This window comes from Nitrospinota bacterium (assembly GCA_027619975.1).
Lineage (GTDB): Bacteria > Nitrospinota > Nitrospinia > Nitrospinales > VA-1 > JADFGI01.
The window spans coordinates 1-24,657 of record JAQCGX010000039.1 but is presented as its reverse complement, the minus strand read 5'-3'; the positions used below and the strand labels follow the sequence as shown (position 1 = coordinate 24,657).

23 protein-coding genes and 1 tRNA gene are annotated in these 24,657 nt (G+C 46.6%); 8 read left to right on the top strand and 16 right to left on the bottom strand.

Annotation, left to right across the window (positions count from 1 at the left end; genetic code table 11):
- Nucleotides 1-258 precede the first annotated feature (258 nt).
- Complete coding sequence (locus O3C58_12430; GenBank protein ID MDA0692657.1) at nucleotides 259-771, bottom strand: YajG family lipoprotein; 513 nt, start codon at nucleotides 769-771, stop codon at nucleotides 259-261.
- A 280-nt stretch (nucleotides 772-1,051) separates the two neighbouring features.
- Here O3C58_12430 and O3C58_12425 point away from each other — a divergent pair, with 280 nt between their 5' ends.
- The 4 genes from O3C58_12425 (at nucleotide 1,052) to O3C58_12410 (ending at nucleotide 5,746) form a co-directional block, all read left to right on the top strand.
- On the top strand, nucleotides 1,052-1,381 hold the full coding sequence (locus O3C58_12425; GenBank protein ID MDA0692656.1) for a hypothetical protein: 330 nt from the start codon (nucleotides 1,052-1,054) through the stop codon (nucleotides 1,379-1,381).
- Between the two features lie 8 nt (nucleotides 1,382-1,389).
- A complete protein-coding gene (locus O3C58_12420; GenBank protein MDA0692655.1) occupies nucleotides 1,390-2,235 on the top strand; it encodes an HDOD domain-containing protein in 846 nt (281 codons plus the stop codon).
- Between the two features lie 28 nt (nucleotides 2,236-2,263).
- Nucleotides 2,264-4,516: a response regulator gene (locus O3C58_12415; protein MDA0692654.1), complete on the top strand. Its 2,253-nt coding sequence runs from the start codon at nucleotides 2,264-2,266 to the stop codon at nucleotides 4,514-4,516.
- Nucleotides 4,517-4,714: 198 nt separating this feature from the next.
- Nucleotides 4,715-5,746 carry a DUF1566 domain-containing protein gene (locus O3C58_12410; protein ID MDA0692653.1) on the top strand — a complete coding sequence of 344 codons (1,032 nt, stop codon included), beginning with the start codon at nucleotides 4,715-4,717 and terminating at the stop codon, nucleotides 5,744-5,746.
- On the opposite strand, the gene O3C58_12405 is transcribed toward O3C58_12410, so the two are convergent.
- On the bottom strand, nucleotides 5,743-6,561 hold the full coding sequence (locus O3C58_12405; GenBank protein MDA0692652.1) for a formyltransferase family protein: 819 nt from the start codon (nucleotides 6,559-6,561) through the stop codon (nucleotides 5,743-5,745). The two genes, O3C58_12410 and O3C58_12405, sit on opposite strands and share 4 nt — an antisense overlap.
- A 262-nt stretch (nucleotides 6,562-6,823) precedes the next feature.
- Between O3C58_12405 and O3C58_12400 the strand changes: the two genes are divergently transcribed.
- Nucleotides 6,824-7,063 (top strand): hypothetical protein, encoded by a 240-nt coding sequence (locus tag O3C58_12400; GenBank protein MDA0692651.1) that lies wholly within the window; start codon nucleotides 6,824-6,826, stop codon nucleotides 7,061-7,063.
- Nucleotides 7,064-7,372: 309 nt separating this feature from the next.
- Here O3C58_12400 and O3C58_12395 read toward each other — a convergent pair whose 3' ends face one another.
- Nucleotides 7,373-8,443, bottom strand: a complete 1,071-nt coding sequence (locus O3C58_12395; protein MDA0692650.1) for an iron-containing redox enzyme family protein — start codon at nucleotides 8,441-8,443, stop codon at nucleotides 7,373-7,375.
- A 131-nt stretch (nucleotides 8,444-8,574) separates the two neighbouring features.
- Here O3C58_12395 and O3C58_12390 point away from each other — a divergent pair, with 131 nt between their 5' ends.
- Nucleotides 8,575-8,733, top strand: coding sequence for a hypothetical protein (locus tag O3C58_12390; GenBank protein MDA0692649.1), 159 nt, complete (start codon nucleotides 8,575-8,577; stop codon nucleotides 8,731-8,733).
- Between the two features lie 9 nt (nucleotides 8,734-8,742).
- Here O3C58_12390 and O3C58_12385 read toward each other — a convergent pair whose 3' ends face one another.
- Complete coding sequence (locus O3C58_12385; GenBank protein MDA0692648.1) at nucleotides 8,743-9,210, bottom strand: universal stress protein; 468 nt, start codon at nucleotides 9,208-9,210, stop codon at nucleotides 8,743-8,745.
- Nucleotides 9,211-10,048: 838 nt separating this feature from the next.
- Nucleotides 10,049-10,126, bottom strand: a tRNA-Pro gene (locus O3C58_12380).
- 320 nt (nucleotides 10,127-10,446) lie between these two features.
- Between O3C58_12380 and O3C58_12375 the strand changes: the two genes are divergently transcribed.
- Both O3C58_12375 and O3C58_12370 read left to right on the top strand, forming a co-directional pair.
- On the top strand, nucleotides 10,447-10,764 hold the full coding sequence (locus O3C58_12375) for a cupin domain-containing protein (protein MDA0692647.1): 318 nt from the start codon (nucleotides 10,447-10,449) through the stop codon (nucleotides 10,762-10,764).
- 58 nt (nucleotides 10,765-10,822) lie between these two features.
- Nucleotides 10,823-12,601: a radical SAM protein gene (locus O3C58_12370; protein ID MDA0692646.1), complete on the top strand. Its 1,779-nt coding sequence runs from the start codon at nucleotides 10,823-10,825 to the stop codon at nucleotides 12,599-12,601.
- A 36-nt stretch (nucleotides 12,602-12,637) separates the two neighbouring features.
- On the opposite strand, the gene O3C58_12365 is transcribed toward O3C58_12370, so the two are convergent.
- The 11 genes from O3C58_12365 to O3C58_12315 form a co-directional block, all read right to left on the bottom strand.
- Entirely contained in the window at nucleotides 12,638-13,123 is a 486-nt protein-coding gene (locus O3C58_12365) for a peptidylprolyl isomerase (protein ID MDA0692645.1), read from the bottom strand.
- 170 nt (nucleotides 13,124-13,293) lie between these two features.
- Nucleotides 13,294-14,160, bottom strand: a complete 867-nt coding sequence (locus tag O3C58_12360) for a hypothetical protein (protein MDA0692644.1) — start codon at nucleotides 14,158-14,160, stop codon at nucleotides 13,294-13,296.
- 227 nt (nucleotides 14,161-14,387) lie between these two features.
- Entirely contained in the window at nucleotides 14,388-15,209 is an 822-nt protein-coding gene (locus O3C58_12355) for a metal ABC transporter permease (protein ID MDA0692643.1), read from the bottom strand.
- A gap of 6 nt (nucleotides 15,210-15,215) precedes the next feature.
- Complete coding sequence (locus O3C58_12350; protein ID MDA0692642.1) at nucleotides 15,216-16,103, bottom strand: zinc ABC transporter substrate-binding protein; 888 nt, start codon at nucleotides 16,101-16,103, stop codon at nucleotides 15,216-15,218.
- Nucleotides 16,104-16,208: 105 nt separating this feature from the next.
- Nucleotides 16,209-17,402: a hypothetical protein gene (locus O3C58_12345; protein MDA0692641.1), complete on the bottom strand. Its 1,194-nt coding sequence runs from the start codon at nucleotides 17,400-17,402 to the stop codon at nucleotides 16,209-16,211.
- Nucleotides 17,403-17,504: 102 nt separating this feature from the next.
- Nucleotides 17,505-17,810, bottom strand: coding sequence for a hypothetical protein (locus tag O3C58_12340; GenBank protein MDA0692640.1), 306 nt, complete (start codon nucleotides 17,808-17,810; stop codon nucleotides 17,505-17,507).
- A 26-nt stretch (nucleotides 17,811-17,836) separates the two neighbouring features.
- A complete protein-coding gene (locus O3C58_12335) occupies nucleotides 17,837-18,529 on the bottom strand; it encodes a hypothetical protein (protein MDA0692639.1) in 693 nt (230 codons plus the stop codon).
- Entirely contained in the window at nucleotides 18,522-21,710 is a 3,189-nt protein-coding gene (locus O3C58_12330) for an efflux RND transporter permease subunit (protein MDA0692638.1), read from the bottom strand. Before O3C58_12330 ends, O3C58_12335 begins: the two co-directional genes overlap by 8 nt.
- Nucleotides 21,707-23,017 (bottom strand): efflux RND transporter periplasmic adaptor subunit, encoded by a 1,311-nt coding sequence (locus tag O3C58_12325; protein MDA0692637.1) that lies wholly within the window; start codon nucleotides 23,015-23,017, stop codon nucleotides 21,707-21,709. Before O3C58_12325 ends, O3C58_12330 begins: the two co-directional genes overlap by 4 nt.
- 126 nt (nucleotides 23,018-23,143) lie before the next feature.
- On the bottom strand, nucleotides 23,144-24,007 hold the full coding sequence (locus O3C58_12320; GenBank protein MDA0692636.1) for a DnaJ domain-containing protein: 864 nt from the start codon (nucleotides 24,005-24,007) through the stop codon (nucleotides 23,144-23,146).
- A gap of 28 nt (nucleotides 24,008-24,035) precedes the next feature.
- A complete protein-coding gene (locus O3C58_12315; protein MDA0692635.1) occupies nucleotides 24,036-24,569 on the bottom strand; it encodes a hypothetical protein in 534 nt (177 codons plus the stop codon).
- Nucleotides 24,570-24,657 lie beyond the last annotated feature (88 nt).

Sequence of the window (24,657 nt, the reverse complement as noted above, 5' to 3'; positions counted from 1 at the left end):
ACTAAAACAAAGCCATCTCCTTAAGTTGACGATTAGGAGCATTTAGTCAATTTTTAGAGATACCCTTATGTGGTTGGTGATTGCAAAAGCGGAAAAATATCAATTTTTAGAAATCATTATGAAATGAATCGTCACGGAGGCTGATTTTAAAATTGGCAAATGAAGGGGAGAGAATGGAGACAAACGGGTAATGTCATAAATATTTTGAATGAACCCCTTCTTGTGGCACCTCGAAACCAAGGGTGAAAGGAACTTCTATCATTGTGTCAAACATTTCAGCAACCGGGGGTCTGCAAACATTTTTTTTAAAGCCCCTGAAATTGCGGCATTGACCAGAGATTCGTTGGGAAAAGATGTGGGGGCAATTGATTTCCGGGTGATGCGTTCCCGGTAATCCATTTTATAAGTCTTTCTGTTATTGTCACACTGCGCCCGCAAAACCGAGTCAACCCTGACACCCAGTCGGGGCCCTTTTTCATGATAGACGCTTTTAAGTTGCAGGATTTCTACCGTTAATGCCCGGGTCAGTTGTATAGAATATCTCCTTGGAATAAATCCGATGATTTGCAGACCCTTTTCAATTTTATTATGCAAAATATCGGCAGGATCCTCATCGGGAACGATTTGAAAGCTTCTGAAGTTAAACCGTCCTCTCCATTTGGCAATGAGATTGTTTGGGCGAGAATCAATGATTTTGAAGCCCACGGGCTTATTTTGACCAATATCCGACCGGCTGACCGGCAACGCAGGATCGATTGTTACGGAATGCATTTGCGAGCAGCCGATGAAATAGAGGTGCGCAAAGATTAAAATAAAAATGCGGAGGTGCCGAAATAGGTTCATAGCCAAATCATAGAAAAGTTCGATTTCCCCCTAAGGTGGGAAATCTCAAAGGTATATTTTGCCAGTTATCACCTGCACTGTAAATATAATTATAAATTTGTCGGTTTTCTGGTTACAATAAAACATCAGAATCTCTTTATTTTATTAATATTTTTATTGTTGAAATGTTTGCGCGTTGGTTCGATTTTAGACTCGAACAGAAAAACTCATGGTAAAGGTAAAAATAAAAGATTTACAGGAGGGCATGATTCTTGCGGATAACGTCAGGGATCAGAATGGGATGTTGATCGTGTCTCAAGGTCAAAGTATTTCCGAAAAACATCTGCGTACGTTCAAGTCCTGGGGAATAACAGAGATTGATATTGTGGAAAGCATGGGAGAGAAGGATGAAGCCGACCCACCAGAAAAAAAAGAAGGTAACGTTTCCGCAGGAGTGAAAGAGCAAGTGGATGAGTTGTTTCGTTATACCGATAAACAGCACCCTGCCATAGCGGAACTTATGGAATTGTGTATATTGAGAAAAACAGAGTCTCTTTAAGAGAGTGCATGGGAATGACTCAGGATGTCGAAAATCTGGTGGAGAATTCTGTTCAACTGGGTTCTTTACCGGCGATTTTCTATCAAATCAATGATGCTGTCGAGGATCCGGAATGCTCTTATTCCGAGATCGGTGCAATCATCAGCAAGGACTCTGCCCTTTGCGCCCGCTTGCTTAGAATTGTCAACAGTTCCTTTTTTGGATTTTCTTCGAAAGTGGAAACCATCACGCATGCTGTTACAATTGTCGGGATGGTTCAGTTACGGGATCTGGCTTTAGCGACAGCGATCGTGAATAATTTTGATGGAATTCCAAAGAATGCCGTCAATATGAAGTCCTTTTGGTATCACAGTATTTCCGTAGGCCTGGCGGGACGAGTGATTGGCATTTATTTGAAGGAGTCGAACCCCGAACGTTTTTATGTTCTGGGTCTGCTGCATGACTTGGGACGTCTGTTATTGTATCTGACCATTCCTGAAGATATGAGCCGGGTGTTGAAACTGAGTGCGGAGGGAGGACTACTGCATGAGGCGGAAAGCAAAGCTCTGGGATGGGATCATGCCGAGGTTGGCGGTGCGTTGTTAAGGAAGTGGAATCTTCCTGCGCAAATGGTTGAGGGGGTTCAGTACCATCATAATCCTTCCAGCGCCCCAAATTTTCCTTTAGAAGCCGCGATAACCCATGTGGCGGATATTGTGGCTCAGACTCTGGAGTTGGGAAGCAGTGGAGAGCGATATGTTCCTCCTATGGACTTCAAGGCATGGGATGCACTGGGATTACCTGCCAGTATGTTGTCTTCCGTTGTGACTCAGGTGAGTTGTCAGGCGGATGATCTGGCCGAAATATTTTTTTAAGTAGGTGGGAGTCAAGATGTGAGAAACCATGGAAAGTAACGAAAAGAAGGAAGCCAGGATTGGATACCTCGAGAAGCTGGCCCGCTCCAACCTATATGGCTTGGGATTAATGGCTTCTCTTGGGGAACTTCAGCACGATGCCAGCATGGCATGTGATATGACCCGAATCTTAAAACTGTGCGGGGAGCATTTGGAGCAATTGCTGGATTTTCAGGTGATGTCTTTTTTTCTGGTCAGCGATGACTCTGGTTTTGAACTTGTTCAAGTGAATCCCGAAAGTGAAAAATCGGATCTTCAGAAAGAGATTGATGAGCAAATTGAAAACGGCAGTTTTGCCTGGGCGGTTAACCAGAATCGGCCCGTGGTCGTCAAGTCTAAAAGATATGGCAAGTCATTAATCCTGCATGTGCTGGCGACCAAGTCCAAGGTAAGGGGCATGTTTGCCGGGATTCTGACCCGCGAGGATAAGGATATACAGGAAACCGTCTTATACCCGCTTTCCATTATTTTGCAAAACACTTCTTATGCGATTGAAGCCGCCTCTCTCCACAAGTTGATTTCTGACCAGAATAAAAACCTGGAGGAAATCGTTCAGAAGCGAACTCAATCTCTGGAAGAACAAACTCACGAACTCAAGCAGGAGGTTGCCTACCGGCGTTTGGCCGAGGAATCTCTGGTCGTCGCCAAGGAGGAAGCGGAGAGAGCCGCGCGTGCCAAAAGTGATTTCATTGCCAATATCAGCCACGAATTCCGCACCCCACTGAATGCTATTTTAGGCTATTGCGAAATTCTTCAATATGAGACCAAAAAATTTAACCGGCCGGATATAATCGAAGATCTCAAGTCCATAGAAGTTTCAGGGCGGCATTTACTGGTTTTGTTCAACGATATCCTGGATTTTTCCAAAATTCAGGCGGGAAAAATGGATCTCAATCTTGAAGATTTCAAGGTTCTCAGTTTGGTGGAAGATGTGATGTCCACCATTCGCCCGCTTGCCAGAAAGAATCGAAATACGATTTCCGTTACCAGTCAGGGAAATGTCAGGACCATGTTTTCCGATTCCGGGAGAGTCCGGCAAGTGCTTCTGAATTTGCTCGGCAATGCCTGCAAGTTTACCGAAGATGGCTCGGTTTCACTTAAGGTGAGCAGCGAGACGATGGATCAAACGGAATGGTTGACATTCTCTGTTTCCGATACGGGCATTGGCATCAGTCAGAAAATGATTACTCAACTGTTTAAGGAATTTACTCAAGCTGAAAACTCTACGGCGCGGAAGTATGGAGGAACAGGCCTGGGTCTGGCCATCAGCCGTCGCCTCTGTCAGATGCTTGGAGGGGATATCACCGTTAAAAGCGAACCGGGCAAGGGAACGGTGTTTATCGCAAAACTTCCTGCCGATGCCACCGAGTCGGGAAATGGTACAGGAGTGATTGAGGCATCTCCCTCTGAAGCAATGACCTCTTTGGAAGCGGAGGAGTTCCAGAAACCCTCTGCATCTCAGCAAGAGGACGCCGCATTGTCTTCCGGAAAAAATAACGAGACGCTTCTTGCCATCAATAATGATCCTGCCGAATGCGACCTCATCCGGCGGTTTATGGAGATGGAAGGGTTCCGAGTTTATACGGCGCTCAATGCATCCGAGGGATTGCGTTTGGCACACGAGGTTCACCCTGACGTCATTTCCCTGGATGTATTGATGTCAGAAATTGAAGGTTGGATGGTGTTGTCACAATTGAAAGAAGATCCTCGTTTAGCTCCGATCCCTGTGGTCATGCTCTCGGTTGAAGATGAAAAGGAAAAAGCCATTGAACTGGGCGCGTCGGATTTACTGACCAAACCGATTGAATGGGATCAGTTTTTGGAAGTTGTTAAAAGACAAATGAAGCCGAGATCGATTGTCTCTCCAATTCTCGTCGTAGAGGATGATGCGACCAACCGCGGAGCTTTGTGCCGGGTTTTAAGAAGGGAGGGGTTGGTCGTTCTTGAGGCCGTGGATGGAAACGCGGCTATGAGCTTGACGGAAACCGAGACTCCTGGGCTGATTATTCTGGATTTGATTTTACCGGAGTTCAATGGATTCGATGTTCTATCTGAAATCAGTAAAAATGATAATTGGAAACATATTCCCATCATCGTTATCACAGCTAAAGAACTTTCGAATGAGGAATTGAAACGACTTAAGAAAGAAGTGGATTGCATTTTCCAAAAGGGAGATTATTCCCGTAATGATCTTTTAAAAGAAATACATACTCTGACGGCCAAACCCTCCTATCCGGCCTAAAACGGCCTCGAAGTAATTTTTCCCAACCGCCGATTTTTCAATTAATTTTGTTGTTACTATTTGAATTATAAGGGATTATGTTTTTACAGACGGATCGAAAGCGGATATCCTAGTTGAATAGCCAAAACCAAATTAAATTGAATGGATACGGGTATTTGAAGGTTTTAAATATTTATAACTCTCAAAAAGTGGTAAGCGATGGCAGACCCTGAAATAAAAGTTCTAATTATAGATGCCGATAATAAAATTCTTGTGACAGCTAAAAAGTTATTGGCACCCGAAAACTATACGTTGTTGCTAGCCTCCGATCCTGACGATGCGCTTGAAATTATAGATGAAAATGAGCCTGTGGCGGTTGTGGTGTGCGACAACAAGTTGTCCACCATGCGGGGGACAGAGTTTTTAGAAAAATTGAAAGGGCTGGAGCCGGATACTGTTAGAATTTTGATGACCGGGAATTATGACTCTCAGCTGATTGAAGACGTGGTCAATCATGCGAAGGTTTTTCGTTTTGTTAAAAAACCGTTGGACTTTAAGGTTCTCACGCAAACCATTCAGGCGGGCGTTGAGGAAAATGAAAGAATTCTCAAATTGAAAGCTCAGTTGGTGGAACGTGAAAAATTATTCACAGTAAAGACGGAGCTTGAAGCCGAAAAAACAAATCTCGGTTCTCAAGTTCATGGCCTGGTCCAAGCCAAGAAACAAATGGTTTATATCATGGTGGCCATGATTTTGGTGTTTGGGATGTTTGAAGCCTACACAATTTGGGCTAAAAATGTGAAACTGGAAGATACCAGCCAAAAAATTGGAAGTTGGATAAAATATACGAATGGTACGGCAAAGGATACAAAAACAAATTTGATGTGGATGACCCGGGATTTTAGAATTATGGAAAGGCGACAACCCTATAATTGGGATGAAGCTATGTCCTGGATTGAGAAGATGAACACAGAACATTATGCGGGATATTCTGATTGGCGGGTGCCCACCATCGAGGAATATCAGGCTATTTTTGATGAAAATGGAAAAGTACTGGCCTATGACCAAAAAAAGAATTTTCTTGTCGGGATCTCGGAGGTTTTTGAAATGGGTGGTGGCTACGGGTTCTGGTCGAGTGAAGAGATGGGAGTGAAATCCGCCCGTTATTTCTTTTTTGTGGGAGGGTACAGTAAAACGGATTTGAAGACTTACAATAATCCGACGATAAGCGTTCGGTTGGTCCGCGATTAAATCCTGTTACCATCGGTTTGGTACTTCCTTTTTTTTATTAGTTTTAGTTGATGTGTCAACTCCCCCGATTCAACCATCTGCCGTACACGCAAAACCGCGTGCGGTGTAAATTCCTTCCTCAAATATAATTTTCCAGGTTTTGTGAGGTGAGAAAAATTCAGAGTTTTATTTTTCCAATTCATGATGGTGGCAATCATTAACTGAGCCCCCGCGAGCAAAGTTTTGCCTGCAAGGCTTTGTTCATCATCCTTGTCATCCAATTCGATAGCGGCCTGCGCGGCAATTTGTCCTTTGTCAATTCCCTCATTGGTTAGGTGAACCGCCGCTCCCAGTTTTTCCAACTGCTTATCATAAATAGGCCAGAAATTACAGGACGAACCCCTGTAGAAGCCGGGCAGTCCCACATGCAGGTTGAAGATTCGTCCGGGATAAAGGATGAGCAGATTCTCCTGCAACATTCCGGTTCCAAAAATGGCAATAAATCCAGGGTTGAACCGTTTGATGATTTGAAGGGTCTCAGGTGAATTCAATTGACCTTTTGGGATTTTAATAACAGGAGGCTGGTTAAGCGGCTTGTTGACAGCTCCAAACACCTTGGACTCATATTCCATCCGCCGGGTAAAAAACCAGTCCCATGCTTTTTTTTCCTCCTCAGAAGCCGCGGGAGGGGAGGGGTAACCCGTCGCTTCTGTCAGCACCGCCACAAGTGGAAATTGGGCGTTCAACTGGTTGACAAAATACTGATGCCTTAAGTCCTGGCCTGTAATGACCAGGATTTTTTCTTGTGAGCTTAAAAAGTGTGGGTCGGATGTCACTTGATCGTTTTGGCTGAAAAATTTATAAATATATTAAATTCAATGAGTTATTGTGTTATGTTTTGCGCAGTTGTATGAAATTTTAACATTCACTCGGCTAATGCTCAACGGACCATTTTTAAAACATTTTGAAAAATGGGGATTAATTTTGGCCCTATAATTTTCTCAAGTTGGCAAGGAATTTGCTTTTATATAATTAATGAAAAAATTTCTGCCACTCATATTTTTGTTTATAGCATCTTGCACGGGGTTGGGTTCCTCTGTGCAAACCCCTGTGCAAACCTACCAGTTGGGCGAATATTCAATATTCATAGCGGACGACGCCAGGGTTAATGATGAATACCAGAAAATTTGTTCTTCATCCTGTTCCCGTTTGGTCAAGGGGTTTGTAAACCATCGCACAAAAGAAATGTGGTCCATACGAAGTATGCCCGTGGTCATGCGTAAGATGAAGCAAATTTTAGGCAGTCGTTCTTATAAACAAACTGCCGTGTACAATTAAGCTGTGACGCGAACCTGCCTACAGGGCCCTGCAATAAGATTATTCAATCAATAGTCACCCTGTGAGCCGTAAGGTTGGGATGTGAGTTGCGGGAACTGGGCTGTCGAGGAGGAGGTTGGGAAAAGTAGGTAGCCTATTCCTTGTTTACCCTTTGACCAGGCTCAGGGCGACAGGGGGGTAACGTTAAAAAAACAATTTCTTGTCATGCTGAACTTGTGATATTTGACCGTTATCTTCATGTCCCTCAGGGGGATATCGAAGCATGAGAATGGGTTGCCTGGTTTAAGATAAAAATCAGGCCTGAAACCCTTAGGGACGATGCAATTTTTGAAGGGTTTTCGCCACGGCCCGGCTTGCCCGGTCGCTGAAAAACCGTTGTTGATCATATCCCAAAAGAAGTTCCCCTGCGTTTTTAGCGTAGCGCTCGACCAGCGGAATCGCAACGTCATCCAGCATCCATTGACCATGCCTGATATCTTCCTTAATATGCAGATCCCAGTAGGCAAAAGCATCTTTGCTCAAACCAAGGCGTTCACCAGCTAAACTATAATTGATAAACGCGGCGGGGACAGAAACTTCAGTATAGAGCAAGCCTCCCGCGTAGCGTAAAAATTGCCGGTTGCTCTCACTGAGGAAAAAACTGTGATTGATATTGGCCAGGACCTCCCAGGGAACCCGGTCGAAGTAGGCTTCCGGCTTGGTATTCATGCCAAACTTTTCCATCATGGTGCAAAAATAAGATGAGTGCTTGCGGGAGTATCGCCCGCCGCCATACTCCTCCAAAAAAATCCGGGTGAGCATGGATTGAATTTCATTGGCCGCACCTCCCAATACTCGGGACAATTGACTCGCTTCAACCAATCCATCCAGAGAAGCGATGGCCAACAGTCGGCGGTACCCCGCATTTGTCATCTCATTGCGAAAATATAAACTCTCTTTGGAGGGTTCCGGGTCCAGGTCTCTTGCTATCCGTTCCCTCAATCCGCAGACAACATCCAGGGGTGACAGAGATTCTATATTGACATGACCCATCTCCCAGGTCTGCCAGGTGTCTTCGATTTGGTTGCGAATTTTTAGAAGGTATTGAGAGTTTTCGTTGGCATAACTGTCCAGATCGTCGTACCAGAAAAGTTTCAGGCGGTTGATCCGGTAAAGAATGCGGTGAATGCAAAGGAGGGATGGAGAGGAATAGGGCGCCCCTTCATCGAAAGCGTCGGAAAGGATTTCGCCCAAATCTTCCTCAAAAGATTCAACAAGGGCAGGTGTCTCGGCGGTTTTTAGGTCCAGGTCCTTAAGTTTTATGAGTTCATCAAATTCTTTTTCTATTGCTTCGTAATCAATTTTGCAAATGGTGTCTTCGTTTTTTGTATTCAAATACATTTGTGTCAGGATTTAATTAGAGGATGGTGGGTTTTCAAAATCAAAAATCCACTCTATAAAACTAGCATAAAATAGCAAGGGGTTACAGGGTAAACCTGCAACTTATTGTTTTATTGCAGGAGGTAATGATTTTGGAAGACATGATAATTGTCCTGGAGGAGAAAAAGGTTATGACCCTGAAAGAAGTCCGGGACGAACCTGAAGTGATCGAAGTGACCCTGGGGGAAGAAAGAGATCAATTGCGGTCCAACAGGATGAGAAGAATCACGATAAATTTAATTCATAAATAAAGGTGCATGTTAAGTGGCGCCATGTGTCGGGACCACCAGAACGGGAACAGGGGATTTATGCAATATCCCTTCACTGGTACTACCAAGAAAAAAACGCTCCAGATCCCATTTCCCCTGTGAACCCAGAATCACCATATCCGCGGACAGCTTGGCCGCCTCCTTTAAAATTGTTTCCGTGGTAGATCCCTGAACAAGAAGCGCGGTGCAATCCAACCCAGCCGATCGCAATTCCTGGCTGAACTGTTGCAGCAGGCGATGCTCATTCTGAAACTCTTTGGCGATGGCATCCCTCACTTCTCCGACATTTTGGAGGTAAGTAGCATCGTCGAAACCCACCGGCGCCACCACAAGCTCAGGATCTGGATTGACTACGTGCAAAAGCCATATTTTCGCGGAAAGAGCTTTTGCTAACTTTTTGGCCTGTCCAATAACTATTGGCGACGCTTCGGATAAATCTAGGGCGACTAAAATATTCATGGTTCCTCTAATTTCAGGGTAATTTCGTAAACAGTGGACCAAAAATCATTATAAATAAAAACGGACAGACAACCTAGCTTTCTCCTTCCCGAAAAGCTGACCGGGCCGAGAAAACCTAAGGTTGGGATAAATATTCCATAAAAAAAGTGATTCTATAGTGATTAAGAGGGCAGGGGGCTTAAGATAAGGGCTGACCTCGATATTTCCTTGCAGATTCGCTCAAAGAAACGATGTAATCCGGACTCCAAATTTGAAAGGATGGGGAGGATTGGGTTCCCAGGCTAATATTGTCCTTTTGTCTGGGGAATTGCCTACGAAAGCTTGAAGGCTCATCTCTTATTGCAATTGACGCGGACCGTGGGGAGGGCATAACCCTTGCCACGATTTTGTCACCCCCAGACGCCTGATTTCTCTCAATAGCGGCAACTAACATGACCGATCTCCTATCATCATCCAACCCTGCCAGATAAATATAGGTCGTCAGCCTCAAAACCGCAATGATCCTTATCGGCTACCCTAGCAGGTTGCTGAAAAAGAGAAAAATCCGTCAGCGAGTTAAGTTTTACAGGTTTTTGCTTTTAAGTGGCACAGCCTTTGCGCACAGGCTAGAAAGGCGGAATTAAATTCCGCACTTCCGCATTGACTTTAAGGATAGGTCGCCTGTGCTACTGGTTTTCTTAAATTAACAGTAAACTTGAAATTAACATTTTAAGGTCCCAAAAATAGTTTTTCAGCAACCTGCTAGAGGAAATCTCGCAAAAGTTGGACTATGGTGGGACGGATACGGCATAAAAGAAAAAGGGCTTGCGATATAAATCCCGCAAACCCTTATCTTATATGGTCGGGACGAGAGGATTTGAACCTCCGACCTCTTGACCCCCAGTCAAGTACGCTAACCAGGCTGCGCTACGTCCCGTCTTTGTGTCTGTTCCGATTCCCGAAGTGAGACCCTAAATTCATTCCTGTATGTTCCGATGGGTGCGGTCCTTGTTTCTCTCCGAGGGAATTTCCAGCGATGTTTTTATGGAAAATAGTGTATATGGCCTTGGAAGTCAACAGAATTGGACAGCAAAACTCATTGAATTTTAATTTTATTGGATGCACTTGATTTCTATGATAAAATTTTCTAAATCTCATGTTTTCCAAATGTTTCCGTGAAGGGGTGGTGGGGGGATTCATTGCAATCGGCCCAGTCCAATCCCTGTATTTCAAAAAATCCAGCATGGCGGGGCGCTTATGAACGTTGTTAAAGTTAGAGATCTGGTGGCTTTCAGCCCCGAAAAATTGAAAAAAGTCCCCCTTTTTGATACGGACAATTTCTTTTGTGATGTATATTGTTTAGAACCGGGTCAGTCCCAGAAGGTCCACTCTCATGAGGGGTCGGACAAGGTGTATTACATTCTGGAGGGCAAGGGAAAGGTGACCATCGGTACTGAAGAACGTGAAATGACAGCCGATGAAATCACCCTGGCCCCCAGCGGACTGGACCACGGTGTGGTCAACCATACGAACGAAAAATTGGTGATGCTGGTTTTTATGGCTCCCAAGCCTTGAGCAAACTGCGGCCTCTTTCGAGAGGTCGGTTTGTTTCGTTGAATAAAGGAATTTACTGATGATTTATCTGGTGTTTCCATCTTCCTGGCATCCCTCCCAGCCTTATTTGAGTCTTCCAAGTCTCAAGGCGTTTCTTGCCAAACACGACATTCATGATGTGGTGCAACGCGATCTCGCCATCGAACTGCTGGATGATTTATGCACCTGGGAGAAGACCAAGTCTTTATACGAACGCATCATTCGTGAGCTCAATGAGCTGAGAATGAATCCGCGCCGCAATAAATTTGAACAGGAAAAATACGCGAAGCTATTGGAAGCGGAAGAGATCATCCCTTCGTTGAAGGATCAGATCGACGCGGCGAAACAGTCTCTGCGCTGTGAGGACTTCTACGATCTGGAACGGTATATGGAAAGCCTCAAGATCATAGATGTCTGGCTGGACAATATCCTGGCTCCCTATTTTCCTTCGCAGTTGACGGTCATTGGCAGTCAACTGCGCTTCACCCCGTATTCCTCGGAAGAGATCGTTGATTCTTTCAATCACCCGCAAGAAAATTATTTTTACGATCTCTATGAAAAATGGTACCTGCCGTCCATTTTAGAGAAAGACATCGACATTCTGGGGATTTCCATCACCTCGGTGGAGCAGATCATTCCCGGACTGACGTTGGCGCACCTGGTCAAGAAGCATCGCAAGGACATTCATATCACCGTGGGTGGCAGTGTGTTCACCAAGCTGGTGGATCGATTGGAGAAAGGTTCGCCTCTTTTCAAATTTGTCGACAGTTTCATCGTGCACGAAGGGGAAACTCCGCTCCTGCGGCTGGTGCAGGAATTAAGAGGTGGCAAGGATTTATCAAAGGTGCCGAACCTGGTCTACGAAGTGGAGGGCAAGGTGCAGGTCAACCGGCCTTTTGCCAAGGAAGAATTGAACGCGCTTCCCACACCGGATTTTGACGGACTTCCTCTGGATCTGTATCTTTCACCGGAGCGCGTCCTGCCGATCATGGGGTCACGAGGTTGTTACTGGGAACGTTGCGCCTTTTGCTCGATTCCTTTTGACCACATGGATTTCCATGTGCGCTATGCGGAGAATGTGGTCAACGACGTGAAAAGCCTCAAGGAAAAATACAACTGCAATTATTTTTTCTTCACCGATGAAGCCTTGCCGATCAACTTCATGAAAACCTTTGCGGGAAAAATCGTCGATCAGGAGTTGAATATTCAGTGGACGGGCGAGCTCAAATTTGAAAAGAGTATGCTGAAGGAAAACCGGATGGAACTGCTCTATCGTTCGGGATGCCGGAAATTAATTTTTGGGCTGGAATCGTATAATCAGCGCGTTCTTGACTCCATGAAAAAAGGGGTTGAGCTGGAAGTCGTCGATAAGACGGTGGAAGAGTGCTTACGCATCGGTATCGCCATGCACTTTTATCTGATCTGCGGTTTCCCCACCGAGACCCGTGAAGAAGTCATGGATTCCATCAACTTCGTGCTCGACAACCAAAGGTTGCTCGATTCGCCGGGGTTCTCCTGCATCGCTTCGCAATTCGACCTGGAAAAAGGCACCCCACTGGAAAAAAATCCGGCGGAATGGCATATCACAAAAATCTACACGCCGCCGGATCAGGATTTGAGTCTGGGGTATTCCTATGAGGGAACGGTGGGAATGACAGCGGACCAGGCGACCGAATTGTATCAGGAAATCGTCGAGAAACTGGGGCGCGAGGTGATGACCTTCCCAGATAATTACTCGCTTTCGGATGGCCTGTTGTACCTGGGGCATCACCAAAGGCAGGATATCCGGGAACGTCTCAACGCTCTGGCCTCTGCCTGAAGGAAAGCGTTCGCTTTCCCCCAGCCCTCCCTTTCTTTAATGAGAATGGGAGCCATCCGGTCCATGCGCATGACCGTGGGTCAGTTCGTCCTGAGTGGCGGGCCGAACAGCGATGATTTCCACGGAAAAATGCAGCGTTTGTCCCGCCAGCGGATGATTGCCGTCAATAAACACTTCCTCACCTTTGACATCCATGACGGTAAAAGTTTGCTCGTGATCGCCGCCAATATTTGCACGAAACTGCATTCCCGGCTTGATGTCTGCATCAGGAGGGAACTGGTTGCGTTCCACCTTCATTTTTAGTTGAGCGCTAAAATCGCCATAACCGTCTTTGGCAGTTACCGTGACATCCTTTTTATCGCCAACGGCTAAACCCTCAAGTGCATTTTCCAACCCAGGAACAATTTGACCCGCTCCCTGCAGGAAAGTGAGAGGCTGGCTACTATCGGCGCTCCCCAGGTTCTCACCTTCTGGATTTTTCAAGTTGTAACTCATGCTGACGACGGTATCTTTTTTGATCATCGTTATCCTTCCTCAAATTGAAAGATTCATTCAATTTGAAATTGATAATTAATAGGCTGGTTTGAATTTTTTGAAGGTAAAATCGTAACATTAAAAATATTCCAGATATACCGAAAATTTAAAAAATTTCCTTCAATTTACTGTTTTATCACCCAATCTGAGGGAATTCCCTATTTCCAGCGGGCAGTAGGCGAGAGAGGCCCCATTCTCAAAGTTCCCATTCTCAGACCTGCTAATATCTCGAGAGAAGGGAGGAAATATAGCGAGGGGTGGCTCTTGATACCATTCCATGGAGCTTCGAGTGAATTGTCGGATGGTTCTGCGAGCTGGTCCAGAATATTCTGGAAGGGTTTTACGTGGTTGCAATAGGCCATCAGGTGGTGCCCGGATTCTTTTTTCACTTTCCAGGCATAAAGGTGGTGGATCAACCCCAGCTCATTTTCCGTGAGCGAAAGAATGTCTTTGGCTAAAAGTTCATTTTGGATTTCTTCTTCCGCTTGCGAGTTCAGACGCAGATTGAGCAAATAACTGCTTTCAGCGTACTCGGGATATTTATTGCTGATCAAAGCGTCGGCTGCCATTTCCTCATTTATAAGATGAGAGGCAGGGTTTTCAATCGGCGTTCCCAGGATCATGTCATGAACGTCGGCAATATTTTTTAGATGATGTTGGCTTTGATCCGCGAGTTCCTGCAGGATATCGGACTGCGAAGAGGAAAAGCTGAATAGAAGGGTCGGACCGGAATTCTCTTCGTCTTCATCAATATCCTCTTCAGAGTATTCCGGGTCTTCAAGATGACTAAAGCCTGGTGGCATGGCTCCTTGCCAGATGAAATTCCACAATTGCCAGCCAAACCCAATGGTATAGACCAAATCCGAACCCGATGCCGATTTTCGGAATTCATTGGCGAGCCCCGGAACATTGGCCGCAACGTGCCCGACACTCATGGCGGACATCGGAATATCCCGGACACGGAAAGAAACGATTAATGTGTTCTTTGGGAGGAGGGGAGAAACCCCGGTTTGGGCTCGAGACATGCGAAAAATATTTAAAAGAAGATAGCCGATAGTTAATTGAGGCCACAATATACCCTAAAATCTTGCCAGATCGCGAACAAATCATCAAAACTGGAATCTGTTGGGGACCCATAAGCCGGTATAGCTCCTTTTGTTTCCCCTTCGATCGAAAGAATTGAAAATAGCAGATTATTTTTCTGTCGAAGCCGATGCCTGTTCCTTGCAGATGGGGTGAATTTTACAGGAAGCTAAACGGATGGTTTTATACGCCTCAGTAAAAGCGATGCTAAAAATGCCATGCCGAACGAACAAACGAGCGTTGCGCCGGTTGGTAAATCGAGAAAAAATGAAAGAAGTAAACCCGCCAGACTGATGGCAATGCCCAGAATCGAACCGATAGTGAACTGTTTAGCCATAGATTGGGAAAAGAGCGCTCCACAGACTGCGGGAATAATGAGAAGTGTGAAAATCAAGAAAACACCTGCTGTTCTCACCGAGAAGATAATGACCCCCCCTAATGTGACGTAAAATAAAAAATCCCAGATTCCACCCTGCGATTTCCCGCCCATCGAATTTTTATAGGTTTCAGATTGTTCGATAAACTGGACTCTCTTCACCCAGTGCAATCCTCCGACCAACAGGGTCACACCGAAAATTTGCAACACCCCGCCCCAGGTGACCCAAAGGATGGAACCATTCAAAAGCGTTTTCAGGTGTTCCGCTCCATGCGGCATCTGGCTTGCCAAAAGTAAAGCTAAGGAGGCGCTCACGACATACACGATTCCGATGACGGCTTCCTGTGGAATACTTTCACTGAGGTTTTTTGTGCATGAAAAAAAAGCGGACCCGGCAATAACAAACAGAAAAGACAGTGCGAGAGAACCCGGAGAGTCCAGTTCGAGGTCGAGCACAAAGGCAAGCGTTGTCCCCAGGGCGGCCAGTTGCGCCAGAGACAAATCGATGAAAATTATTTCCCGTTTAAGAACGTGGCAACCAAAATATGTAAATACAACGGCCAGTAATAAACATGCGGCTACGGGTGGCCCCATGAATGTCAAAAAATCGTTCATATGGATTTACGGGATTTTATTTTTAGAGGTGGATTGATTTTTCTCAAAGGCTTTCCCCATTTTGTCGATCAGGATGTCGAATAAAGAGATGTAATCGTGTGCTTCCTTGATGCCTCCAACAGATACGGGCAAGACAAGTAGGGTGGCTTGCGTCTTGGAGGCTAGCAAATCGGAATATTCATTTTCATAAAAGTTTGCCTGCAAAATAAATTTTGTTCCGGTTTGATTCATTAGGGTCGCCAGTTCAGAAAGATGCCGCCCACTGGGAGGAATTCCTGGCCGGTTTTCTATAGTACCGATGGATTCGAGGGTGAAGAAATCCAGGAGGTAACACCAGGTTAAATGATAGGTTACGACCTTTAAATTTTTGAAATTTTCCATTTTCGCTTTCCATTCCTTAATTTTGATTTCAAGGCGTTTGCGGAAAAGATCAAGATTGTTCTTGTAAGCGTCGGCGTTGTCAGGGTCCAGCAGGGTCAACCGGTTCTCTATGGTTGCGGCTATCAACAAACCATTTTCAGGGTTCAAGGTGTAGTGCGGGTTTCCCAGGGGATGCACATCTCCCATTTGGCGGTCCAATTGTCCCACGGGTACCTGCAAGGGGGTGATGGCCTGGGAAACATCGAGATGGCCTAGTTTCCCCAGCATGACATTTTTGTTTCGTCCACCCTGAATCAATAACGGAAGCCAGCCCACTTCCAGCTCCAGACCCTGATAAATCAGTAAATCGGCACGGTTGACTCTCAGAATGAAGCTGGGTATGGCTTGAATGACGTGAGCGTCCTGATAACCCCTGGCGATGGTTTGCACCTTAACGAGATCGCCTCCCACTTCCCTGGCGATGGATGCGATATCCTCAGTCGTGGTAACGACATTGAGTTTGGCCAGTGCCATACCTGGAAGGATTAAGCAAAATATAAAAGAAACAAAAACAATTGTTATCAAATTTAATGGTCTCATTTTTTCACCTTGTTGAGTTTAGTTTAACTTGTGATGTCCTTAATAAGCGTGCGCTGGATGCGACCCGATAGTGAAATTGAGTTGCAAGAGTACCTGGTGCTCATTTTCAGCCACGGAAGAATCCAGGAAATTGTATTGCAGTCGAAGTGTGGAGAATTCGCTGGGAACAAAGGCAAGAAGACCGGTGTAGCGATTTTTCGTCTGTGCGATATCTCTGTCCTCGTCATCGCTCACAGCATCGCGGGGAACAGTTAAAAAGTCGTACCGTCCCTGAACCCACCAGCGGCGGTTAAAATGATATCTTAATGAAGTATACAGGCCTTTTTTGTCCACTTCGCGGGAGGAATTGATGAATTCAGATTGCCAAATCAGGGTTCGGTACAGTTCCCGGCCTGCCGGTCTCCATTTAAAGGTCATATTGGCTCCCGCCAATGTTGTGCTGTTGTAAGGACCGGAGGCGAGGCTGTTTTTCCCATATGCAAACGAACCGCCTAGCTCAGCGGTGAGTTCTTCTGTCAGCTGAATCAGGTTTTTCCAATGAGCGAGATAAAGAAAATCATCATTTAATGGACCGCTAAATAGGGAATTGTCTCCTTCGAGGACTTGCAGGGTGATTTCCGAAAACCATGTCGTTGGCAAAAGTAATGACGTACTGACTCCTACTTCATTGATACCTTCATCGCCTAGGATTTCTTTGTTGATCAAAGGGGCGTCGATGAATGGGAATCTATGCGTGTGTAATAGATTGTGTTTGCCAAAAGGTGTGAAAAATTTCCCAGCTTGGAAGGCCAGACTGTTGGTTACAATAAGTGAGGCAATGACCTCTTCGATTTCCACTTCATCGTCTTCGAAGGCTATCGTTAAGTTTCCCAGAATATAGGAATCGACGTTTGCCGTGAAATTTAACTCCACTTCCTGAACTTTCATTCCTGTTTTCACTTCTCGTGAAGAGTCACTCCTTCCTTGATCGGCATAAGTGCCAAGAAGTAAGCCATTAATACTGATGGCGGGGTTGAAAAAACGGGAAAATCCCGTTGCTGACGAGGAACCGGAAGGAAGCCCACGAAGGGCCGGGGAAGTGGAGGGTCTTGGAGGCTTTTTCGACTCCAGCTGCTTCACTCTCTTTTCGAGTTCTTCGATACGATTTGTAAAATATTTTTTCTCTTCGGCGTAGGCATTTGGGCAGACCAGTGCGCAAATCAACGCCAAAAAGAGTAGGCTCAAGGTTTTCATAAACACTCTCCATGCAGAAGACCACAGTAAAACGCTCCCGTTGAGCAGGAGGGGTTCAAGTGCCTTCAGTAAATTATTGTTGGATTTTAAGTAAGTGGATGTTTATGAAAACAGAGGGGGACCGCGATTGAGGATATTCTTCCGAAACTGCTGGCCGATGGATTCGGCTGGGGAAAAGGTCAGAAATTGTAGCAGAGGAGCCGCAATCAGGGCCGTGGCTGTGGTTTCGACCGATTGGTTGAATTGACTCCAGTGACAGGGGGCGCAATCGTCATGAGCGGCATTGAAATCCAATTCATGGGCGTGCAGAACGGGAGCCAGCCCGGTCATGAAGCCGAAGCTGAGTAAAACCAGCAAGACTCCCAGCTTGGGAAGAAAGGATTTTAACTTTGCTTTGAAAATGCCCATTTGATTATTTTATGGTTTTAAATATTTTAAAGCAACCAGAATATCCCAAACGGGACAATGAAGGATAAGATGATCAAAACCCCGTTCAGGATTTGAAATAAAAATAAACTATCGGTTATTGGAGCTAAGATAATTTCCACCCCCACCCGGCGCACCGCGTGTTCGATGTCGCTGGACGATAGTTGATCCGAGGGGTTTTTTAGTAACTCTTCTGCAACACTGTCCAGAAATAAAATTTTCAGTGCCTTGAGCAGGACCCAAAAAAACAGGCTGGAGACCCAGCCGATGATGCCTTTCAAACGAAGTTTCTGTTGAAAATCTTTGCCGATATTGTCGAATTGCCTCGATAGTTCCTCTTTCGGGGTGTTTTTGTTGAACTTTGGAATCCTGGCGATAACTTCCCTGGTAAATAGATCGAGAAGATCGTGCAGTCCCAGAACCGCTTCGATAAATTTTTTTTCAGCGATTAAGATCACGGCATGGAGCAATCCGTGTAGTACTCCAAATCCGCCGAACCAGAAAAAAAACACAATAAGAACCAGCGTTTTTACCCATCCATCCCAATCAAGGTCTGCCACCATGGTTGACTTGAAGATAAACAAAGCCAGCAAGCCCAGCATAATTCCCATCAGGCTGAATAGAAAAAGTTTTTTAAACGTGCCCAGAAACAGGTCAGCAAAAAAACTTTGCCAGAATTTTAAAATGGTCGGTTTATCCATGTTTGAGGAGATTTTTATGGGTGCTGAGGTTCATCAGACAGGGAATGAGAATGAGGGTGAATACGGTGCTCAAGAATAATCCTGATAATATCACGACGCCGATGCCCCGGTAGATTTCACTGCCCGCTCCTGGGAGGGCCACCAGCGGCATCAGGCCGAAAATACTGGTCAACGTGCTCATGAAAATCGGGCGGATTCGCGTGTTGACGCTTTCAAGAATCGCTTGCTGGGGTTGCATGTTTTCTTCGCGCATATTCCTTAAACTCTGGTGGATGAGCAAAATGGCGTTATTAACCACCACTCCGATGAGAATGATGAATCCCAGCATGGTCAAGACATCCAGGGGCTGAAGTACGAAGAGGTTCAGCAACCACAGTCCAAACACGCCTCCGACTGCCGCCAGAGGAACGCTCAGCATGATAATCAATGGATAACCCCAGTGTTGAAATAGTATGGTGAGCAAAAGATAGGTGATGATAATCGCAAGGATAAAATTTCCCGATATCGCTTTCCGGGTACTTTCCAGTTTATCCGCATTGCCGGTCAGGAGGATGGAATAGGCGCCGCTCAAAGTACCGTCGTCGATGAGAGGCTGAATGATTTCCTGGCGGACAATTCTGATGCCTTCCTCCAAGGGCATTTTCGCAGGCGGCACCACTTCGAGCGTGATCGATCGTTCCCGCTCAAAATGCTGGATCTGTTCGGAACTGACCGTTTCCGGGAGCAAGGCCACACTGGTCAATGGCACCGTTTTCCCCATTCGGGTGTAGACCACCATTTTGCCGATATCCTGGGTCTTTTGAACGTCTTGCACACGGCTTTTCAGAATCAGGTCGATTCCATCCCTTGGAACATAGGGCACCTGAAGTTTCTCCGGGTCGAGATAGACTTCATCGGCAAACACCCCATCCACCAGCGCCGATACAGAATAGCCGAGTTCGGAAACATTCACGTCCATTTCCGCGACCTCCCGCCATTTCGGGATGATCTGGATCTGCGGTTGACCCAGCTCCATTCCGGGGACCGGGCGGAGTTGTGCATCCGGCATCAATTTTTTGAGTTTGAAAAACGCGTTTTGAGTGATTAACGTCAATTTAGCCAGATCGGGACCCTGAATATTGATCTCGATTCCCCTGGAACCGCGGAATGCCCCGGTGAGCAAGGAAAGCTGGCGGGTGACGGCGATCATTCCAGGCACTTTTTCCAATTCGCCCTTGAGGACAGGGATGAGATCTCGTGATCTATTGGGGTCCTTGGCTTTGACGACGGTAAATAACCGGCCCCCACTGCCGATAAACAAAAAATTTCGCACAGCCGGTCCTTTTAATTTTTTTTCTTCCTCGCTTCCAGCCTTCGCTTCCCAATAAAGACGGTATATTTTCTCCAATTCATTGCCCAGCCTGTGAACCTCCTCGATATTATAGCCTTGCGGGGGAATCATCATGCCGATGATGACATTCTGGTCTCCTTCAGGCAGATATTCCGCTTTTGGCACCATGATCCAGGCGGCGGTAACGGGCAGGACGGTCAATGAAACCACGACGGCCCACTGCGCTTTTCGTGAACGAAAAAGAACTTTCAGCCAGGAAAGAAGAACTTCCCTGAATTTAGCCGCCAAAGCATATAAGCCAAAAAGATTTTTAAACATTTTTCTAAATGATGAAATCGAATCCTCGCGGTGTTCAGATTCATATTGCAGAAGTTTATTGCTTAAAGGAGGGATGACCAGAATACTCACGATCATGGAAAGAGTCACCGCGGCGCTGATGGCCACGGCAATGTCCCGGAACAATTGACCCGCTTCCTCTTCAATAAAAAGGATGGGAATGAACACCACCAGCGTCGTGAGAGTGGTCGCTAAAATGGCGCCCCAGACTTCGCTGGCTCCCTCAACTGCCGCCTGCCGGGTGGGTTTTCCCATTTGCTTGTGGCGATAAATATTTTCCAGAACAATGATCGACGCATCGACCACCATCCCCACCGCAAACGCCATCCCCGCAAGCATGATGACGTTGATGGTTCTGCCCATCACGGTGATCACTAAAAAAGCCCCGATCACGCTGATCGGAATGGCAATGGCGATGACCAACGTGCTGTACAGGCTCCTTAAAAAAAGCAGGAGAATGAGGGTGGCGAAGATGCCCCCCACCACAAGGTTGATCTGCACCATGTCGATGGAGCGGGTGATGTATTCGGTTGTGTCCGCGGTCTGGACCAGATGCATACCTAACGGATGCAAAAGATTTTCGTTCAGGTCGGCTTGAACTTTTTTCAGTTCCTTCATGACCGTGAGAATATTCGACCCCAGCTCCCTCCTGGCATTAATGGCGATCCCCGCCAACCCGTTATGACGGACGTAGTCTCGCAGTTCGTCATAATCCACAGTCACCTCGGCGACATCCTTGGTATAAATGGCGCGTCCGTTGACTTGGGCTAAGATGGTATTTTTTATATCCTCGATGGATCGGAACTCTCCCTGGGTGCGGATGATATATCGGCGTTTGCCCTCATCAAAATCTCCACCGCTGACATTGTGGTTTTGTCGGCGCAAGGCCTCTCTCAGTGCAAAAACGCTTAAGCCCCGTTCGGCAAGTGCATCGGGATTAAAAGTGACATGCACTTCCAGACGACTGCCGCCGCGAACTTCACTATCGGAGACGCCGGGCACGCGTTCAAAGCGCGATTGAATTTTGTCTTCCGCAAAATCGCGATACTGATAAACGTTGACTTTGTCCTCCATACCGGGCAGGGGTTGCAGAACGAACCAGGCAATGGGACGGTCGGAAACGTTGACGGTCTTGATCACCGGTTGGTCCACATCTTCGGGGTAGGAGGAGACCTGTTGCAGAGCATTGGATGTGCGTACGAGGATTTCCTGCAAATCCGCTCCGGTTTGAAAGGATAGGTACACTTGCCCTCGTCCAGTCTGGGACAGGCTTTTCATTTCGACCAGACCGACAAGGGATTTCAGGTGTTTTTCCTGTTCATCGATAATATCCCGCTCGACTTCTTCCGGGCTGGCCCCCGGCCATTCGGTGGTGATGGTCAGTTCGGGCTGGCTGACGTCCGGAACCAGCTGGACTGGAATGCGGAACAGGGAGAGGGTGCCAAACAGGATGATCAGGGTGACTCCCACGGCCACGGTGACTCCGTATTTCAATGAACCTTCAATCCATTTCATGGAGATTTTTTCTCAGCAGGACTTTGGGTTATTGTGACTTGATTTCCTGGTCGAAGCCGCTCGTTTCCATGCACCACCACCCAATCGTTTTCTTTGATGCCATCATTTTCCGGTTCAATGGAAACCAAGCTGTCGGACAGATCGCCGGGCTTCACCGTAACTTTTTCGGCCTGAAAGGTTTGATCTTCTTTTTTATCCACGCGCCAGACCACGGTGGCAAAGGGAGAACGCACCAAAGCATCCTTGGGAACATAAAGTTGGGTTTTTCCCTGGGTTTGTTGATAAAATTTGACCCGGACCAGCATGCCCACGGCAATTTCAGATTTAGGATTGTCGATTTTTATTCGCACTGGAAAGGTGCGGGACTGAGGGTCGCCGGATTGAATCTTTTCTATGACTTCCCCGTTAAAAATTTTATTGGATTCGTTCGGGTCCTCGGTCTCGATGATGACCTGGGCCGACATCCCCAATTGGATCTTGTTGAACTGGGATTGCGGTAAATGGACTTCCGCCTTGACCGGGTCGACGGCGATCAGAGTGAACAGGGGGTCTCCTTTTTCCAGCCACTGGCCGATTTCCGTTTCCTTTTTGACCAGAAAACCGTTGAATGGGGCGAAGGCGGTTCCCCGCTGAATTTGATCCTTTATGATATTGACTTTGGCTTCCGCCGCGGAGAGGCTGGATTCCTGTTGTTGGATCTGTTCAATCCGGGGGCCGGCAACGTGTTCATCGAGCTGGGCTTTTTTCTCGTTAAACTGCGCCCTGGCCTCTTCCAATTGGCCCACCGCCTTGTCATATTCATTGACGCTCAATACGCCGTCATCCTTCAATTTTTTTATGCGCTTAAATTCCTGATTCGTCAGGTCAACACGGGCCTGGGCTTTTCCCAGACCCGCCCTGGCTCCATCCAGAACTTCTACCCGCGTTCCGGTTCGCAATTCTTTCAGCCGGTTGGCAACCTGTTGTTTTTCCGCTTGCGCAAAATCCAGCTCCAATTCCAGAGGCCGCGTGTGCAGTTGAACGATGGATTTGCCTTTCTGGATATATTCGCCTTCCTGGTAGAAAAACTTCTCCACCCGTCCGTCGATTTCCGCAGCCATGCGGGTGGTTGCCCAGGCGAGGATGGTTCCGGGCAGTTCAATCTTGATGTTGGCGGCCTGCTTTTTTACCTGGGTCACGACCACAGGCACCGGTTTGTCGGGTTTTCCGGATTTATCCTCAGCGTTGGTTTTGGTGCAGGCTGTGAACGCAAATAGACTTAGGAAAATAAAACACCATCGGTATTTTTTGAGGTATTTATAAGGCATCTGTTCGCTGACCGGATATTTAAATAACTAATGGAATTACAGTCAATTATACGCTGTCTGGAAGGGAAATAGAAACGATTTGAGAAAAACTTTTTAGGGTCGCCAAGGGCTTAGGTGAGGGAAATTTCAGGATTGAATCTTGACGGTGAGGATCAAGTCCCCGCGTTCACCGTTTTTGATGTTGCCCTTTGCGGGGATACGCAACTTTCCATCCGGGGGGAAATTGGAGGGGATGCGAACGACCAGTTGTTCGGTTTCCTTGCCCGCTTTATAAGAGATTTTTTTTCGCGTGCCGTTCAGTGCTTCTACAGCCGGGAGGGTGATGGACAGGTTGATGTTCATCGAGTCTTTGCCAGGGGCGGCAAGGGTGCTAACGCCCTTTTTCAGGATTCCCTTCACCGAGTCCAGAATGTCGTGAGATGGCTCGCCTTTTCCCGTCGGCGAGGTTTTTTTTTGCGCCTGTCGCATCTGATTGTAGGCCATGAGCGAGGAACCGACCATTTGCGCGATTCGGATACCGTGGCCGATTTTCCCCAGTGGGCCGGGGATCATTCCCAGGATGCGGGTCAGGCCGCCGAGAGCGCCGCCAAAAAGCATGGACTGAAAAAAAGGGTTGCCCGAGCGAACTCCCGATTTGGCAAACTCCCGATTCAATTCTTCGAAAATATCCCTGGAAAACCCCTGCCGGAACATGTTTTCAAAAATGTCCTGCTGTGAATAGCTGAATGGATTCGGGCCAGGACCGCTTCCGGAAAGGGTGGCTGCTCGAAAGAGATTGTATTCCCGCCTTTTAACGGGATCGATCAAAACTCCGTAAGCTTCGGTAATTTCCTTGAACCTGTCTTCGCTTTTAGGGTCGTCGGGATGATGATCGGGATGATTTTCCAGGGCGAGCTTCCGGTAAGACTTTTTGATTTCCGCATCGGTCGCCTTTTCCGGAACGCTCAGGATCGTGTAGTAATCTTTAAATTCTTTGGTGCGAGGGTTCATGCTTCTTATCGTATCTCAAAATCAGCGGCTACATACCAAATTTTTGCGGATATTTGGATTCGACCAATTCAGGACCTTCCAGCTGGACCCGCTTGTTTTTAATAGAGAGGAGATAGGTGGTGTCTTTATGAAGAAACTGCTCCAGGTTTTCAAAGTGTACCAAGATAGGGGAGGGAGGGCTTTCCTTTACAGAGTCCTGGGGGGCAATTATAAAATCGGTTGCGGCCAGAACATCCCGGTAACGGCGCTTCATTTTCATTTGAAACGCCTGATACCCCTGGGGCACCTCGGTTCCCATATAGGGAGTTAGATTCAACACTTTATAATTTGTTGGAATATATACCGTTGCAAAATAATCAGGCCCCAGGGAATGGTGCACAATGGTTTCAATGTGGAGGATGCTCGCTTCTTCACTGACGGGTGTCCTTTGGGCTTTGATAATATAGGTGCGTTCGTGGAAATTCAGATTTTCCAGAAAAACGATCCCATAAAGGATATTGAATTTGAACTGCAGGAAAATTCCCAGGCAAATCCAGCCAAAAATTTTAAAAAACCCCTTCACTGTGACAGTTCGCCTCCCAAAAAATAAATGATCCCCGCCCCAAGGGGCGGGGTATTTAAAGGTAGTTTTTTTATAACCTCCCCTAACC